Here is a 16,120-nt window from a genome sequence, read left to right on the forward strand (position 1 = left end):
CATGGCGAAGGAGCCGCTGGCCACCGACAAGGACGAAGACGAGCGCCGGTTCCCCTGGCCGCTCGTTCTGGGCGCGTGCGTGGCGCTCGCCGTGATCGGTATTGCGGCCTATAAGATATTCTGGACCGTCGAGGGCAAGAAGCGCAAAGCCGCTGATGCCCAGATCATCGACTTCGTGCCGCCACCACCACCGCCGCCGCCGCCGCCACCGCCGCAGGAACAGCCGCCGGAGCCGGTAGAAGAAGAAGTGGTACCCGAGGAGGTTCCAGACCCGGAACCAACCGAGACGCCCGATAACTCCGAGGAAGCCGAGGCGACGACCATCGCCGGCGACGCCCAGGCAGGCGGCGACGCCTTCGGGCTGAAATCTGGCAGTGGCCGCGGCATCGGCGCTGTTGGCAGCACCGGTACGGGGACCGGACTCGGCGGCGTAACTGAAGCCTTTACCGGCGCTACCTGGGCACGGCGCTGCAACAGGAAGTGCAGTCCAACAGCAAGGTCAACAAACGCGTCTTCGTGACGGAGCTGGACATCTGGGTGGACCCTAACGGGCGCATCACCCAGGCGGCTGTCGTGAAAACGGACGGCGACGAAGAGGCAGGTACCCTTGTCGCCAAAGCGATTGAAAACAAGGCCGGGTTCGGCCGTCCGCCCTTTCCATGCGCTGGCCCCAGCGCATCGTCGTGCGCGGGAAACGAAACGTATGACCACGGCACGCAAAGACAGTCAGCAAAGGAATACAGCCATGGCCCTCTACACCGGTATTCGCGCCACGTCGCGACTGCGCCTCTCCATGCTGGCCTGCAGCATGCTTTGCGGGTTCTCGAGTGCCGCCTGGGCGCAGGATGCGCAGCCGGCATCTGCCGCCGCTCAGGCCCCTCGGAAAACACCCCTCTGAAAACGCCCCTCCGAAAACGCCATGGTCAACCTGATCCGGCTGCTGGTTCAACAAGGGATCATCAAGCCGGAGCAGGGCGAGGCGCTGATGCGTCAGGCGCTGGCGGAGGCTGAGAAGGCGCGCGCGGCTGCGCCGTCGTCGCCTGCGCTCGCGGCGGCTCCACCGCCGGGTACGGTTCGCGTTCCCTATGTGCCGGAGACGGTCAAGCGCCAGATCAAGGACGAGGTGCGCCAGGAAGTCATGGCCCAGGCCAAATCGGAAGGCTGGGCGCAGCCGAACCAGCTTCCCGGCTGGCTCAGCCGGTTCAGCTTCTTCGGCGACGTGCGCGTGCGCAGCCAGTATGAATTCTACCCCGAAGGCAACGACAGCAACGGCCTGCAGGTCGATTTTTCGGCCATCAACCGCGGGTCGCCGCTCGATATCGAACCCTCGACCAACACCGCCGGGTTCCCGACGCTCAACAGCACCGAGAACCGCAACAACCAGTTGAGGCTGCGCGCACGGCTCGGCGTGAATGTCGCCCTGACCGACTGGGCAAGTGCCACCATTCGCCTGGCGACCGGCAACAATGATTCCCCGATCTCCACCAACGTCGATCTCGGCGGCGGCTTCACCAAGAAGGACATTTTCCTCGATCAAGCCTTCATCAAGGTCGAGGTGCCGTTCGCAGACGCCCGGGTCGGACGCTTCTCCGTGCCGTTCTTCTCGACCGATCTTCTCTGGGACGAGGACCTGAACTTCGATGGCATCGCGCTGGGCTTGAACAGCAACCTCCTGTGGTCCGGCCCGTTGACCGCAACCCTGCGCGGCGGTGCCTTCCCGTTGCAATTCACCGCGACCAACGAACCGACCAACGAAGCGATCAAGAGCCGCAGCCGCGACAAGTGGCTGTTCGCCGCCCAGGGCCAGCTGGAATGGAAGCCGATTGAGCGCGTGACCGCGACCGGCGCGGTGGCCTATTATCACTTCAAGGGCGTGCAGGGCCGCCTGTCCGAGCCGTGCGCCACCTTCCTCGGCGACGAATGCTCGACAGACCAGGACCGGCCGGCGTTCCAGACCAAGGGCAATACACTCGCCCCTTCGCAGCATCCTCGGGCCGGCCAACGTCGCCGTGTTCGCACAGCCGCAGTATTTCGGCCTGACCTTCGACTACCGCCTGCTTGATGTGAACGCTGAGATCAAAGCCAAGCTGAACGACGACCTGATCGTCAAGGTGAACGGCAACTATGTGCGCAACCTTGCCTACGATGAAAGCGTAAGCACCCTGTGTGGCCTTGCGCCAATGGCCTGCCGCTGCGCGGCACGCCCTTCAACAATTTCATCCCGGGCACGCTCGCGGACGGCACGACGGACTTCAACAGCAATCCCTGCACGACGCCGGTCACCGGCGGCACGGCCGCGGAGCTGCAAAGCGGCCCGAACGCCTGGTTGGTGCGCGCCCTGGTCGGCTATGAAAAACCCGCGCGTTCGGCGAGTGGAGCATCTCGGCCGGGTACAAGTATATCGAACCGGATGCGCTGCTCGATGGCTATACCGAGAGCGACTTCCACCTCGGCGGCACGAACGCCAAGGGCTATTTCGTCACCGGTAATTTCGGCCTGTTCGATAATGTGTGGCTGACCGGACGTTGGCTGTCGGCGGACCAAGTCTACGGACCGCGCTTCGGCATTGACGTGCTGCAGCTCGACCTCAACGCGAGTTTCTAGCCATGACCCTGAAGGCCCTGCTTTTCGGATCGGTTCTGCTGGCGGTCGCGGCCCCTGCGGTCGCATCGGCGCAAACCATGGAAGATCGGCTGCGGACCCAGCTCCGGCAGTCGGTCGAGGAACTGCGCGCCCTCCAGGCGCAGCAGGCAAGCTGGCAGGCGGAAAAGGCCGACCTGCAGGCGCAGCTTGACCGGGCCAAGGCGGCCGGGGGCGACGGCAAGGCGAGCGCCACCCAGCGCGCCGAGCTTGCGGCTCTGCGGGCCGAGCTGGAAAAGGCCAAGCAGGCTGCCGGCGACAGCGCGGGCAATGTGACCAAACTCCAGGCCGAGCTGAATACGGCGAACGAAAGGGGCGGGCGGCGATCGCGGAAATCAATCGCCTGACCACGGAGCGCCAGCAGATCGTCAGCGCGGCCAAGGAACTCGAAGGCACCCTGGCGATCTGCCAAACCAAGAACCAGGAGCTTTACAGGACCGGCAAGGAGATCCTTGCCGCCTACGAGAATGTCGGCTTCGGGAAGGTTTTGTTTGGGCGGGAACCGTTCATCCAGGCCAAGCGCGTCGAGCTTGAGAACGAAGCCCAAGCCTATGGTGACAAGCTCTACAATTCGACCTTCGATCCGCGCGTGGATCGTCCGCAACCGAGCAGCCGCCTGCCGCCGCGCAAGATGCGCCGCAGCAGCCGCAATAACTTCCTGCGTCCGGCCCCAGCCAGCAGAGGATCGTTACCATGAGCCAGAAAACGCCGGGTCGTCCGACCAGAACCGCCGCCGCATGGCGCAGCCGTCTGCTGATCGGCGTCGGTGCGCTGGCGCTGTGCGCGCCAACCCTCGCCCATGCACAATCGGCGGCCGCGCTGCGCTCGTCGGCTGCAGCAGCGCGCGGGCAGGCGACGGTTGCAGCGCAGACGGCGGCGCTGGCGCGTCCGGGTGCGCCGGTCGGGCGGGGTGCGCAATCCGCTGTCGCCCTGCGTGCCTCGACCAACGCGGCGCGCGTCGCGGCAGCGGTATCCGCACGGGCTTCGGCCAACGCCCTGGCGCGGCAGGCGGCGCTGCAGATGGTGTCGACGATTCCGAACGGGCTTGGGGCTGGCGGCCTGCAACCGGTCGCAAATGGCGTGCGCATCGAGAATATCGCCGTCGATACCCCCGGCCTCAATCTCTGGCACGGGGCGAACGCACCGACCCAGTCGGTGGCAAACGGCCAGACGACGGTGACGGTTCAGCAGACCGAGCAGCGCGCCGTGCTGTCGTGGGAGACGTTCAACGTCGGGCGCGAGACGACGCTGGTGTTCGACCAGAAGCAAAATGGCGTCGCCCAGCAGGACTGGATCGCCCTCAACCGGGTGGTCGGCCAACTGAACCCGGCGACAGGTCTGCGCGACCCGAGCCGGGGGCGGACCCCAGCAGGATCGCCGGGCAGATCAAGGCGGACGGTACGGTCATCGTCATCAACCAGAACGGCGTGATCTTCACCCCGACCGCCAAGGTCAATACGCATGCCGCGATTGCGACCAGCCTTGAGATTACCGCGCCGCCGACGACTGACTCAGGACGCGCGATCGCCGACCAGCTTCGGGCTGGCAGCGAGGCGTTCCTGCGCGACGGCCTGCTGCGTAATGATGCCGATATTCGGCGCTTGCTGGTAGGACAGACCATGACTGGTGGCCCAGCAGTCGCACGGCTGGGAGCGCAGTTTACTTCGACTTTGGGGACTGCAAGCAACAATACTGGGACATTAGAAAATCGCCTCGAAGGCGCTGTCACTGTCGAGGCAGGAGCAGAGCTGACGACGGGCGACGGCGGGTTCCTTGTTCTTGCGGCTCCGGCTGTCAGCAACGCTGGCGTGCTGCAGGCGACCAACGGCAGCGTCAGCCTGGTCGCCGGTCGGGACATCGTGTTGCGCGCGGCCACAGGTGCCAGCAATTCCGCTGACCCGAATATCCGCGGCATTGTCGCCTACAGCGCAAACATTTCAGAGCATGTTTCACGCGAAGTCGACGGCGAGCCGCTGAGCAGCATCAACGGTGCCTTTACGGCGACCAATACCGGGCTTGTCCAAAGCACGCGCGGTTATCTCTCGATCGTTGCCGGCGTCAACAGTTACCAGACCCTGGTGCGCGACGATGAGGGCAGGCCGGTTCTCGTGAATGGTACCCCCGCACAGAGAACGAGACGAGCCTTGGTCGCCTGGTCAACAGCGGCGTGCTGTATGCAACGACCAGCGTGGCGCGCAACGGCTTCATTGACCTGGTGGCAGACCGGATCACGCTTTCAGCGGTGCCTGTAAACGGTGGTGCACCCGATTCAAGCCTTGGTATTGTCGCCGTCGCCCCTGACGACAACGGTGAGACGGTACCGAATTCGCCGGACGTAGTCGCCGATTTCCGGGTCTCACGCGTCAGCCTGACGGCGCGGCTGAATTTTCTGAGCGATGCGAATAACAGCGATCAGCGTCAAGTCAGCACGGGCGGCGAATTCGAGCTGCTGGCCGACAGCCTGATCTACGCGCCGGGCGGCGACGTGGTGATCGGCGGCGGCGATCCGCGCCGGTCGCTGAGCGATGCCCAGTTTGCGGAGCGTATTTTCATCGACACCGGCGCCGCCATCGACGTCAGCGGCATCCGGGATCTGGTGGTCCCGGCGTCGCGCAACAGCGTGCGCATCCGCCCGGTGACCCGCAACGAACTGCGGGATACGCCGGACTACCGCGAGGGCTTCCTGCGCGGCGCGACCGTGCTGGTCGATCCGCGCCTGTCGGGCGTGCGTGCGGATGGTGTCGCCTGGATCGGTTCGCCGCTGATCGAGGCCGGCAGCTTTACGCAACAGGTGGGTGTGACCTCTGCCGAATTGCTGACCCGTGGCGGCACCATCAGCCTTGGAACGCAAGTACGCACACAAGTTGATGAAAGAACGGGCGCAATACTGCCACAAACATCTCAGCTCGTGATTAAAGCTGGCGCAAGCCTTGATGTTTCGGGCGGGTTTGTGCGCTACGAGGCCGGGCTGGTGCAGACCAGCCGCCTGGTCACTGCCTCCGGCCAGATCGTCGATATCGGCGCTGCAGATCCCAACGAGACCTATGTCAGCCTGCTCGAGCCGAGCGTGGAGCGGCAGGACCGCTTCGGCATCCAGCAGCGCTTTACCAACCCGCTCGCGACCGGCTCACGTTTCGTCGAGGAATTCATCGAAGGGCGCGATGCCGGCGCCATTCTGATCCAGGCGCAGTCCGCAGCACTCGACGGCGGTTTTACGGCTCTGTCGTCGTCGGGGCGCGCCAGATCGCCGATTCCAATCCGGGTACCGCGACCTCCGACATCCGCAGCGACGTGCGCCGATTACAGGCAGTGTCGTCTGAATTGCCATCTGGAGGCTATTTAGATTTCGAAGCAGTTGGTATTGTTGAGACTGTGAGACTTTCTGAAGATGATGCTGAAAATCAGACTTCACAAATTCTTGAAACATTTACAGGGCCGACTGGCGGTAATATATCTATAGTATCAAATTATGATAATCTTGGTAGTAATTTTACGGCAGCGGATGATTTACCATCGGATCGGGCTGGGACGCTGTTTTGAGAAGTTCAGTCTTCTCTGAAGGTTTTGCGCAGGCCAACCTGGTCACCAGCGGTGCGATCATCGTTGACGCTGGGGCTGCGATCACGCTGCAGAACGGCGGGGCGTTCACGGCATTTGCGGGGCGCTCGATCAGCGTGGCGGCCGGCAGTTCGATCACCGCGCAGTCGGGCCTGATCGACCTGGAGACGTTCGCCAGCCTGCGGGGCTCGAGCTTTTCTACGGCAGACGATGTGCTGACCGATACTTCGTTTGATATCCGTATCGATGGCACGCTGTCGACCAAGGGACGCTGGGTCAACGATTTCGGGGTGATCGACGTGCTCGCCCGTGGCGGCTCTGCCTATCTCGACGGTGGCAGTATTTCGCTGTCGGTTGCCAGCCGTATCCAAGAAGCCTCCGGTGACCCCAATGTCGCCATTGATCGAAGTGGCAGCATTCTCCTCAATGCGTCGGCCGTCATCGATGTCTCGGGCGGCGGCTACATCGATCCGGACGGCAATTTCGATTTGACGTCACGGGGCGGCAATCTGGCGCTGACGAATTCGACAGTCTATTTTGGCCTTGGGGAGGCAGCGGCGTAAATATTTTTAGCGGCGCTGGTGTCGATTACCGACTCCGTGCCATATTACGGCCAACGCCAACTAATACGCGCGATGAAACTGGGAATGCCCTCAATCCTGCAAACATTACGGCGCAGGTTAATATTGCCTCAGACGCCGAAATCAGAGGGCATGGTTTTGCCGGTGGCGGCGGCTTCGACTTGACGACGCCCGCACTCAGCCTGCTGTCGCGTGAAGACTATGAAAGCCTTTACGCCGACGGTGACTTTACCGGCCCTGGCACTGTACTGCCGTTGGATTTTATCGAGGCATTTGGCTTCGCATCTTATAACTTCACAGTTTATAAAACGCGTATCTTCGAGAACCAGTTGCAGACGCGCGATGGGCGTTCTGCCGGGGCTTCAATGCCCTGCTTGATACGGAAATCATACGCCTCGGGGCGGGCCAGACGTTGCGCTTGGAACAAGCGCGGTTCTCACCGTTTCTGACCAGCGATCAGGTCCTGAGGTTGCGCGGCGGCGCACCGGGGACAGAGATTCTGGCGTTCAGACCGGGGCCGATCTCTACAGTGACGCCGTATCGGCGTTTCTGCAGCCAACACTCGCAAACAACAGCTTCGATCAGTTGCCGGTCAGCTTGACCTTCGGGGATTGACCGAACTCGATATCGAAGACGGTGCAGCCATCACTGGTGCAGCCACTTCAAGTCTGACCGCCTCGAAGATCAAAGTGTCGAGCGGCAGTTCGATTAGACTGCCCGGCGGGACCATTGGCATCGACGAACGCTTGCCCGAAGTATTCACTGTAGATAATACTTTAAGTATAGGTATAAGAAATCTATCCGATATTTTGACGCCATCGGTCGACGATGACGGCAACACAGTCTATGTTGAAGAAGACAGGTTGACCCAAGAAGCAATCGACGGTCTAGGTGATAATACGAGAGGCCTTTCTACTCAATCCAGCAATATCGATGTTGCAAATAGTCTCAACCCTCTTTATTTTCTCGGAGATTTGGATTCGTCAGTCGGATTGCAAATTGAATCGGGCGGAATTGTCGATCTGTCGGGTGCGAGCCTTAGAAATCCACGCGCAAGAGTAAATCCATTTACACAAAATCTACTTAGGACTGGCCGAATTGTCAGCGGCGGTTCATTGGATATTCAGTATTTTACTATAGGGGAATCGTTCCCGGATATCTTCAATTTCTCTGATATCAATCAAAATCTACTGGTTTCTGGGGTGTCTCGGGTGAGACGACCAGCAACGACGGCGCTGACCGCCTGGCGCGCATCGCAGTACTGGAGGAAGGCGCGGTGCTGGATCTCTCCGGCGTATCGGACACCTTCGACCAGTTGGATGCCGCCGGGCGTTATGTGTCCTCGCGTCAATGGAGCGCCGGCGGCAGCCTGACGCTCAATGCCGGCAGCCTGATTACCGGCGCGGACATCCGCGCCCGCGGCGGCGACCCCGCGGCACGCGACGGCACCCTGCTGATCCGGCAAGCGGGAACCGCGCCGACGACTGGGGCAACGCTGGTCAATCTCGATCTCGACATCCCGTCCGCGCCGGCCGGAGCGATTTCCGCCGAGACGATCACCGCCGCCGGCTTCGAGACCCTGGAAGTACAGGGTGCGTTGCGCGCGATCGGCGATGTCGATCTGAGGCTTGGCCGCGGGTTCCTGCTGACCAACCTGCCGACCAACACCAATGTTTTGTTGCACCATCGATTTCGGTAAGCGGCGACCTTGTCATCGATGCCCCTACGTGCGCCTGCAGTCCATTCAGCAACGCGCTTTTGGCGGCACTTTGACCGATGGCGCGACGGACAGCCTGACCGTGAATACCCAGGCGATCGACCTGGTGGGGTCTGTTTCGCTGGGCAGCACGTTGGCAAGCGTCACCCTGAATGCCGCCGGTGACGTGCGTCTGATCGGCGTCGATGGGCTTAATCCGCAGGGTACGCCGCTCAACGCACATCTCGATGGCGATTTGACGACTCTGGAGGGCGCGTTCGTCGCGCCGGGCACGTTGCGCGTGCAGGCGGCGCAAGTCTTTGCGACGACCGGCAGCACCTTTATCTTGGCTCAACCCTGACTGACGGTACCGTGCCGACGGTAACGCTGACGCGCTCGGCGGAGACCGCGCCGCTGACGCCTTATTCGGCCGGATCGCGGCTTCTGGTTCTGGGCGCCAACATTCAGCAGGACGGCGTGCTGCGCGCGCCGCTCGGTGAGATCGTGCTCGGGTCGGCGACGCCGGTTCGCGTCTTCGATGGTTTGGTATCCACTGTAAATACACCGTTCCCGGTCACGCAGCAGCTCTCGGTCGGGCCGGGCAGCATCACCTCGGTCTCGGCTAACGGGCTCCTGATCCCCTACGGTACGACCACCGACCAGACCGAATATTTCTTTGCGCCGACATCGGGCAGCGATCTGCGCACCCTAGCGGAAAGCGGGCTTGACCTGCGCGCCAGCCTGACGCTCGCCGGCAATGCGATCAGCGTCGATGCCGGTGCCGAGGTTGACCTGTCCGGCGGCGGCGACGCCTACGGCTATGAGTTCATCTCCGGGGTTGGTGGCTCGCGCGATGTGTTGAATAGCGTCAATACGGATGTGTTCAGCAGCAACAATTATGACCCGGATACCGGCATAGGCTTCCAGTTCCCCGATGGCCGGCAGGTATACGCGGTTGTTCCTTCCTGCGCGATGCGCCAGTGGCGTTGCAGGACCCCATTCTTTCGAACCCCAACCCCGGTGTTGCCGGCACCAGTTACGATCCCCTATGCGTCCAGTCAAGTCGGGCGTCGGGTCTATCTCGAGGCGTCGCCGGGCCTGGCTGCAGGATGGTACACGCTGCTTCCGGCACAATATGCGCTGCTGCCGGGCGGCTTCCGGGTCGTCGAGCAATCCAGCACCGGCATCGCCGGGCAATCGCGGCAACTGCAGGGCGGGGCGACCTTGGTCGCCGGCCGCTATGGGCTCGGCAACAGCGAAGAGTCCCAGATTCGCGTGTTCAATGTGCAATCGCAGGAAGTGTTCCGGCAGTCCTCGAACATTGCGCTGACATCGTTCTCGTCCGCCGTTGAGAGTGCCAATGTGCGTGCCGGGCGCGCCGTCCCGCAACTGCCGCGCGATGCTGCGCGCTTGACCATCAATCCGGTCAACACCCTGCAGATCGACGCCGCCTTCCTGGCGCAGGCGGCGCAGGGCGGGCGCGGATCGCAGGTCGACATCACCGGTACGAGCATCTTCATCAGCGATACCGGGACAGGCGGCGGCGATGCGGTCGTGGCGCTGTCGTCGCGCGCGCTCACCAACCTCAATGCCGGCAGCCTGTTGATCGGCGGAACCCGCAGCCAGAACAGCGACGGCTCGACGAGCCTCGATATCAGTGCCGACCAGATCACGCTGCAAAACAGCGCCAGCGCGCCGCTGGTTGCCGGCGAGGTTCTGCTGGCCGTCGATGGCGCGGGCTCCGCGATCGTCCTGGCGGATGGTGCTGTGATTTCGACGGACCTGCGCGTCTCTGTCGCTGATACCAGCCCCTACATCATTGATGGTGCGGCTGATGGCCTGACGGGCAAAGGCGCGCTGGTGCGCGTGGCAAACGGCCCCGAGCGCACTGTGCAGCGCCTCAATGTTGAGGATACTGCAAGCCCAGCGTCTTTGACCGCTGGCCTCGCGACCCTGAGCGGTACCTCGGTCGCGCTGCTCTCAACCGGCACGTCCAGCCTTGATCCGCTGCTCGATATCAGTGCGGAGAACCTGTCGATCGGGGCAGGCACCATAGAATTGATTGCATCCGCCGACCAGGCGCCGACGCCCGGGCGTTTGAGCCTGACGCCGGAGCTCTTGCAGTCTTTTGCCCGTGCGGAGAGCCTGACGCTCAACAGCCTGAACGCAATTACGATCTTCTCCGGGGCCTACAGCTTCGGCACACTGACCCTGGATACGCCATCCCTCGCGCTTGCCGGCACCGGCGATGTCGCGCTGAATGTTGCTGATCTGTCCCTGCAGAACAGTGCGTCAAGCGTAGCATCGCCGACCGCCGCCGTGGATGGCGCAACGCTCTCCGTGACGACGCGCGATTTGGCCCTGAACGACGGCGCGTTCAGTTTCGCCGGGTTCGAGGCCGTCAATGTGGCTGCCACTGATGGTGTTTTCTATCAGGGCAAGGGGTCGCTGGGTGCCGGGTCGGCAGCGCTTGCCATCACGACCCCGATCCTCGTCGATCGTGCGGTCGATATCGCGATCGGCGAGGCAGCCCGTCCCATCGACTATACGATTTCGACTGCTGGTGCGCTGTCGATCACCGGACGCGCGGGTGCAGCCGCAGCATTGCCTGACGGCACGCCGGGGCGTCGCTGACGCTGCGCGGGACGTCGGTGTCGATTGCAGACACCGATATCCGCGCCACGGCCGGCCGGCTGGCCCTGGATGCGACCGCCGGCGATGTCACATTGACAGGCGATGCCACCCTGGCCGCACCGACCTTCACGCGCGTCTTCGGCGACGAACAGGACCCGTTCCGCGTCTCGGCGCCGGGTGGGCTGATCGCGGTCCAGGCACAGAATGCCATCACGCTTGGCACCGGTGTGACGCTCAACATCGGCGGTGGCGAAGACGGTGTTGGCCGGGCCGGTGCGCTGTCTTTGGAGGCTGGCGGCGACGTCAACGGCTTCTTCGATGCGGCGATCCTGGCGGCTGCGCCGGAAGCCGGTGCGGCGCTGCGGCTGCGGCAGGCAAACAGCTTTGATCTCGGCGCCTTTGCGACCAGCATCGGCAGCGCCTTCACGGGCGGTGTCGATATCGAGACCGGAGCGGGCAACCTTGATCTGGCGAGCGGCCAGACCCTGAAGGCGCATGACATCCGTCTGGTCGCCAATGATGGTGCAATCTCGATCGCCGGCACGCTTGATGCCGCCGGGCTTGGCCGCGCCGCCATCGACGCTGTGCTGGCGGCGGACGCCGACAACGTGAGCGGCGGTAGCATCGCACTGTTCGGCAACGCCGGCCTGACCCTCGCCAGTTCGGCGCGGCTGGATGCGCATACCGAGGGGTACAAGATCACCGATGAACGTCGCGCACATGGCGGTGATGTAACCCTCGGCATCGGCGCGCAAGACGCCAGCCTGGAGATCGATAGCGGCGCCGTCATCGATGTCGGGGCGCGCCGCGCCGGTAACCGTCTGGTGCCGCAACTGCGCCAGGGCATCACCTTCTACACCTTCGTGGAGGCTGACCAAGGTGGCACGGTAAACCTGCGTGCACCGCTGGTCGAGCAGGCCGGCGCCGACAGCGTCAATGTCGCCGCAGCCGGGCAGATCCTCGGCGCGCGCTCGGTCCGGCTGGAGGCGGTCAAGCGCTTCGATCTGCAGAGCATCGCGGATAGCGGCGCGTTTGCAGGCATCACCCGCAACGACGACACCATTACCCTTGATGTCCGCACCGACCTCGATCCGACTACGTTGAACGGCACGCGCACGCCAACCGGGCAGGTCAATTTCCTCGGCGACAACGGGCCGGGAACCATCGTCGATTTCGTCCAGAACTTCGACATCAGCGCGGCAACCGGGCTGAGCGGGCTGGACGCAACCGGTGTGTTCGAAGCGGCACCCGGCGTCGATCTGGCCTACGATGGCGAGATCACCCTGGCGTCGAACTGGAACCTGGGGCTGCAGCAGTCAATATCCTTGGCCTCGGCCGACCGGGGCGAGGCACTGGTCGACAACTGGCAGGACCCCTCGCTTGGCCGCTATTTTGTCCAGCGCGGTGCCGAGGGTGAACTGCTGCGCGATTACGGGACATTCCTCTACCGTGTCGGCGGAGACGTGCGCGGCGCTGCGCCGACCATCAATTTCCTGGCCGGCGGCGACCTGAACATTCGCGGCAGCATCACCGACGGCTTCTTCAATTTCCGTGACCAGAGTGATACGGCTTTCCGCCAGGTCAGCCTCGGCGGTGCGCCGCAGCCCGGCGCCGCCCGCGTGGTCGATGCGGCCTTCACAACGACTTTCGATGAAGACCAGGGCCTGGTAGTCGCGTTCGGAACTACCAGCGTCACACAGATCAACCCGCTCGCGCCCTATTCGATGGCGGCAAACAATGCCGCGGCGACCGGCAACGATCCGCTGGAGAGCGCGGAAGTGTTCCCGCTGATCGACGGCGTGGCACCCGGCTCGGCGACGCTCCGGCTGACGGCTGGCGCGCTCGGCGGCAACGACCCGGCCTCGACCCGGGTGACCGGCGACGCCGACCTGCGGATCGGGTTCGACAGCCAGTATACCTATACGCGCGGCGCTATCGGGGCGACTCGCTTCTCCGACAATGTTGCGTTTGTCCTAGACCAGAACATACCGGGTGCGACTCCACTAGATTCCTCCGTGGTCAGTCCGCGGATTGGCGGACCGGTGTGCTGGCGGCTTACTTCACCGTTTCCGACGACACCCCGACTCGCTTGACCTTCGACACGCAGAATGCGGCCCTGACCGTGCTGCGGCAAGCGGCGCAGGGCTTTTCACCCCTGATGAATTGACGATCACGGGCGGCGTCGTGCAGTCGGTCAACACCACCGTCGGTCGCGCCGCCGCTTTCCTGCAGTCCGCTGGCGGCACCTTCGGCGACGCGCTCGCCGCACCGGGCTCCGGCTTCACCGCGACCAACAACACGACTGGCGCGACCGGCACGCAGACCGTTGCCGTGCGGGCGCAGGTGCGCACGGGAACCGGATCGATAAGCCTGGCGGCAGCGGGCGATATCGACCTGCGGACCTTGAACGCCGATGGTGCCAATGTCCTGCGTGACCGGTTGACGCAGGTCATTTCGGTCACGGGCGGCAGCCTTGTCGGGTCGACGCCGGTGTTCACCGCTGGTGCGCGGACCTCGGACACGCCGACAACGGGGATCGATGTGCTCAGCGGCGTGACCCGCGACGTCGCACGGGCGATCGGGCAAACGGATGCTGAACAGTTTACGACCGTGCGCAACCGGAATGCGACGGCGCAGCAGATCGTCGACACGGAACTGGCGCTGCAGCAGGGCGGCGACGTCGCCATTGCGGCAGGTGGTTCCCGCTGGCGCAGCGCGACGACTTCAGCCGGGTTCTCGACGGCAGTTTCACCACGCCGTGGTTACTCAACAATGTGCCCACCGCTTTACGCGACACCGCACAGGAGCGCGTGCGCATATCGGCCGCCAACACGGCGGAGGCTGTTGGCACGCTCGGCGGCGGGGACGTCAAGGTGCGTATCGGGGGAATTGTCCGACGCAACCCTCGTCTCGACTAGTAGCGTCTCGCAGGTGGTCGTCAGTGGCGGCGGCGCTGAACTCCTGACGACACTGGGGCCGCAATATGATGCCGGCGGTGACCTCGACGTGTCGGTGTTCGGGGACATCCAGCGCGGCTTTTTCGATGTTGGCGGCAGCGAAGCCAACATCGTCACCTACGGCAGCATTGTTGGCGTCGACAGCCTGCGCACGGTCAGAACGCAGCCGACCAGCATCGACTTCGGCACTGCCGTGCGAAGTGCCACCGCCAGTGTCGACATCCGCGCGACCGGGACGGCGCGCTTTGCCGGCCTTGGGAACGACAACAACCTTGGTGGATTTACGCAGACCAGCGGCATCCGCATCAGCGCCAACGGTTCGATCGACATCGTGCCCGAAGGCGACGTTTTGAATAGTATCGGAACTACTGGTATCTTGACCAGGTTGCCTGGCTCAGTGGATATTCAGTCCATCGCTGGCCGCCTCAGCTTCTACGATGGCGAGTCCGCACTGCTTGGAAACGTGGATCGTATTGTCTCTCTTATCCCCAGCCCCGAGGGACGATTGCGGCTGCTGGCGCAAGGCACGCTGAGCGCCGCCGCAATCGCCATGAGCGACGCCGAGAATGCACCCTACGCGGCTGCCCTGCCGGAGCAAATCGTGCCGTTAGAATTCGGGGTTAGCAACACCACGTCAAACACGTCTCCTCCGTTCCAACCCTATGCTCTCGACACGTCATTCTCGCAGCTGGTGCAATTCCATAATCCGATCCCGACGCATCTCAACAACTCGGAGCCGGTGCGCATTGCCTCAGGCGGCGATCTGATCGACCTGTCGCTCAACCTGCCCAAGCAGGCGCGGGTGTCGGCGGCGCGCGACATCGTCAACATCATCTACATCGGGCAGAACATTAATCGCGACGATGTCACCCGGATCGTCGCTGGCCGCGACCTGACGGCGACGGTTGAACTGAGAACTGCCCTGCGAGAGCCTAGCTCTTCTCTAGAAGCCGGCAATCAACTCGTCAGAGCCCAGCCGACGGTTTTGGGCAACAGCATTGTGCTTGGCGGGCCGGGGAGCCTGTTCGTCGAAGCCGGGCGCGACGCCGGCCCGTTCCTCACTTCCGCCGTCGCCACGCAGAGGCTGGGGACAGATACGACGGTTACGATCCCAGGTGGCATTCTGACTGTCGGCAACGAGCAGAACCCATTCCTTGGCGCGGAAGGCGCGACCCTAACCCTGTCGTTCGGCGTGGCGGGCGGCGCGGACTTTGCGGCCCTGCGCGATGCCTATGTGAACGCCGACGCAGATTTCCTCGCCGGGCTCGACGACAGCTTCTTCGGGCAGATCGAGGATGATTTCGGCAACCGGTTCGCCGACCGCGAACAGCCGATCTATGCGCCGATCCTGTTCCGCTGGCTGCAGCAGAACCAGCCGGAGCTGCTGCAGGAAACCTTCGGGCGCACGGACATCATCCCCGATGCCGCCTTCATCGGTACCTACCGCAACGCGGATGGCAGTACGGAAATGCGCGCCAGCCCGGCACCGGGGCAAACCACGGTTCAGGCAGCGTTCCAGTCCTCCGGGGATGCATACCGGGTTGCGCTCGAACGCCCGGACGTCTTCGCGGACGCCTATCGGCTGTACGGGCAGGAGTCGCGCTGCTGCGCGGCCTGCCGCTGCTGGTGCAGCGACAGTTTCTGCAAAGCGAAGTTTATTTCAACGAGCTGCAGCAGGTGTCGCGGCCGGACAGCCCGTCCTTCGATCAATCGAGCCGCGGTTATGCGGCGGTCGAGACCCTGTACAATCCGGATCGCGGCTATTCGGACTATGAACTGCAGGATACAGCGGCCGGCCGGCAGATCGTCCAGGTCCGCCGGGTCAACACCGGCAACCTCGACCTGCGTCTTGCGACCCTGCAGACAGCGCGCGGCGGCGACATCACCATCCTGGCGCCGGGCGGAAACATCATCGCCGGCTCGGTCGTGCGCACGTCCGAACAGGCGGCGCGGCGCAATTCCGTTGGCAGCGGCCTCTATGCGGGAAGAAGGATTAATCTGGATGGTGTTTTGGAAACCGTAGGGGTTTCGGGGACTCCGCCAGCATAGTCGAC

The 16,120-nt window shown here is 63.5% G+C and carries 19 protein-coding genes; all 19 read left to right on the plus strand.

The features are described 5' to 3' along the window. Position 1: 1 nt before the first annotated feature. The 19 genes from E6W36_RS12420 to E6W36_RS12505 all read left to right on the plus strand — a co-directional run bounded on the left by E6W36_RS12420 (position 2) and on the right by E6W36_RS12505 (position 16,089). Positions 2 to 520, plus strand: coding sequence for a hypothetical protein (locus tag E6W36_RS12420; protein ID WP_222872778.1), 519 nt, complete (start codon positions 2 to 4; stop codon positions 518 to 520). Then, positions 481 to 1,011 carry an energy transducer TonB gene (locus E6W36_RS23560; protein WP_222872779.1) on the plus strand — a complete coding sequence of 177 codons (531 nt, stop codon included), beginning with the start codon at positions 481 to 483 and terminating at the stop codon, positions 1,009 to 1,011. Before E6W36_RS12420 ends, E6W36_RS23560 begins: the two co-directional genes overlap by 40 nt. Further along, positions 920 to 2,062, plus strand: coding sequence for a putative porin (locus E6W36_RS12430; RefSeq protein ID WP_222872780.1), 1,143 nt, complete (start codon positions 920 to 922; stop codon positions 2,060 to 2,062). The genes E6W36_RS23560 and E6W36_RS12430 overlap by 92 nt, the downstream gene beginning before the upstream one ends. A 1-nt stretch (position 2,063) precedes the next feature. Next, positions 2,064 to 2,489 (plus strand): hypothetical protein, encoded by a 426-nt coding sequence (locus E6W36_RS23565; RefSeq protein ID WP_425459736.1) that lies wholly within the window; start codon positions 2,064 to 2,066, stop codon positions 2,487 to 2,489. After that, a complete protein-coding gene (locus tag E6W36_RS12440; protein WP_246048339.1) occupies positions 2,416 to 2,604 on the plus strand; it encodes a putative porin in 189 nt (62 codons plus the stop codon). Before E6W36_RS23565 ends, E6W36_RS12440 begins: the two co-directional genes overlap by 74 nt. A gap of 2 nt (positions 2,605 to 2,606) precedes the next feature. Further along, complete coding sequence (locus tag E6W36_RS12445; RefSeq protein WP_222872782.1) at positions 2,607 to 2,987, plus strand: hypothetical protein; 381 nt, start codon at positions 2,607 to 2,609, stop codon at positions 2,985 to 2,987. A gap of 140 nt (positions 2,988 to 3,127) precedes the next feature. Further along, entirely contained in the window at positions 3,128 to 3,337 is a 210-nt protein-coding gene (locus tag E6W36_RS12450; protein WP_222872783.1) for a hypothetical protein, read from the plus strand. Beyond that, positions 3,334 to 4,071, plus strand: a complete 738-nt coding sequence (locus E6W36_RS19280) for a hypothetical protein (RefSeq protein WP_246047691.1) — start codon at positions 3,334 to 3,336, stop codon at positions 4,069 to 4,071. Before E6W36_RS12450 ends, E6W36_RS19280 begins: the two co-directional genes overlap by 4 nt. Further along, the gene (locus E6W36_RS12455; RefSeq protein ID WP_246048340.1) at positions 4,053 to 4,892 is read left to right on the plus strand and encodes a hypothetical protein; all 840 of its coding nucleotides are present in this window, start codon (positions 4,053 to 4,055) and stop codon (positions 4,890 to 4,892) included. Before E6W36_RS19280 ends, E6W36_RS12455 begins: the two co-directional genes overlap by 19 nt. Further along, positions 4,808 to 5,983, plus strand: coding sequence for a hypothetical protein (locus E6W36_RS12460; protein WP_222872785.1), 1,176 nt, complete (start codon positions 4,808 to 4,810; stop codon positions 5,981 to 5,983). Before E6W36_RS12455 ends, E6W36_RS12460 begins: the two co-directional genes overlap by 85 nt. Then, positions 5,932 to 6,180 (plus strand): hypothetical protein, encoded by a 249-nt coding sequence (locus E6W36_RS12465; protein WP_222872786.1) that lies wholly within the window; start codon positions 5,932 to 5,934, stop codon positions 6,178 to 6,180. The genes E6W36_RS12460 and E6W36_RS12465 overlap by 52 nt, the downstream gene beginning before the upstream one ends. Beyond that, a complete protein-coding gene (locus E6W36_RS12470) occupies positions 6,177 to 6,761 on the plus strand; it encodes a hypothetical protein (RefSeq protein ID WP_222872787.1) in 585 nt (194 codons plus the stop codon). Before E6W36_RS12465 ends, E6W36_RS12470 begins: the two co-directional genes overlap by 4 nt. A gap of 179 nt (positions 6,762 to 6,940) precedes the next feature. Next, complete coding sequence (locus E6W36_RS12475) at positions 6,941 to 7,228, plus strand: hypothetical protein (RefSeq protein WP_222872788.1); 288 nt, start codon at positions 6,941 to 6,943, stop codon at positions 7,226 to 7,228. Positions 7,229 to 7,390: 162 nt separating this feature from the next. Further along, positions 7,391 to 8,152, plus strand: coding sequence for a hypothetical protein (locus tag E6W36_RS12480; RefSeq protein ID WP_222872789.1), 762 nt, complete (start codon positions 7,391 to 7,393; stop codon positions 8,150 to 8,152). Further along, positions 8,116 to 8,478, plus strand: coding sequence for a hypothetical protein (locus E6W36_RS12485; RefSeq protein ID WP_222872790.1), 363 nt, complete (start codon positions 8,116 to 8,118; stop codon positions 8,476 to 8,478). Before E6W36_RS12480 ends, E6W36_RS12485 begins: the two co-directional genes overlap by 37 nt. 28 nt (positions 8,479 to 8,506) lie before the next feature. Then, the gene (locus E6W36_RS12490; protein WP_222872791.1) at positions 8,507 to 8,836 is read left to right on the plus strand and encodes a hypothetical protein; all 330 of its coding nucleotides are present in this window, start codon (positions 8,507 to 8,509) and stop codon (positions 8,834 to 8,836) included. A gap of 11 nt (positions 8,837 to 8,847) precedes the next feature. Then, the gene (locus tag E6W36_RS12495; RefSeq protein WP_222872792.1) at positions 8,848 to 11,109 is read left to right on the plus strand and encodes a hypothetical protein; all 2,262 of its coding nucleotides are present in this window, start codon (positions 8,848 to 8,850) and stop codon (positions 11,107 to 11,109) included. A 17-nt stretch (positions 11,110 to 11,126) separates the two neighbouring features. After that, the gene (locus E6W36_RS12500; protein WP_222872793.1) at positions 11,127 to 13,202 is read left to right on the plus strand and encodes a hypothetical protein; all 2,076 of its coding nucleotides are present in this window, start codon (positions 11,127 to 11,129) and stop codon (positions 13,200 to 13,202) included. A gap of 70 nt (positions 13,203 to 13,272) precedes the next feature. Then, on the plus strand, positions 13,273 to 16,089 hold the full coding sequence (locus E6W36_RS12505) for a hypothetical protein (RefSeq protein WP_222872794.1): 2,817 nt from the start codon (positions 13,273 to 13,275) through the stop codon (positions 16,087 to 16,089). Positions 16,090 to 16,120 lie beyond the last annotated feature (31 nt).

The organism is Hankyongella ginsenosidimutans, assembly GCF_005144965.1.
Classification (GTDB): domain Bacteria; phylum Pseudomonadota; class Alphaproteobacteria; order Sphingomonadales; family Sphingomonadaceae; genus Hankyongella; species Hankyongella ginsenosidimutans.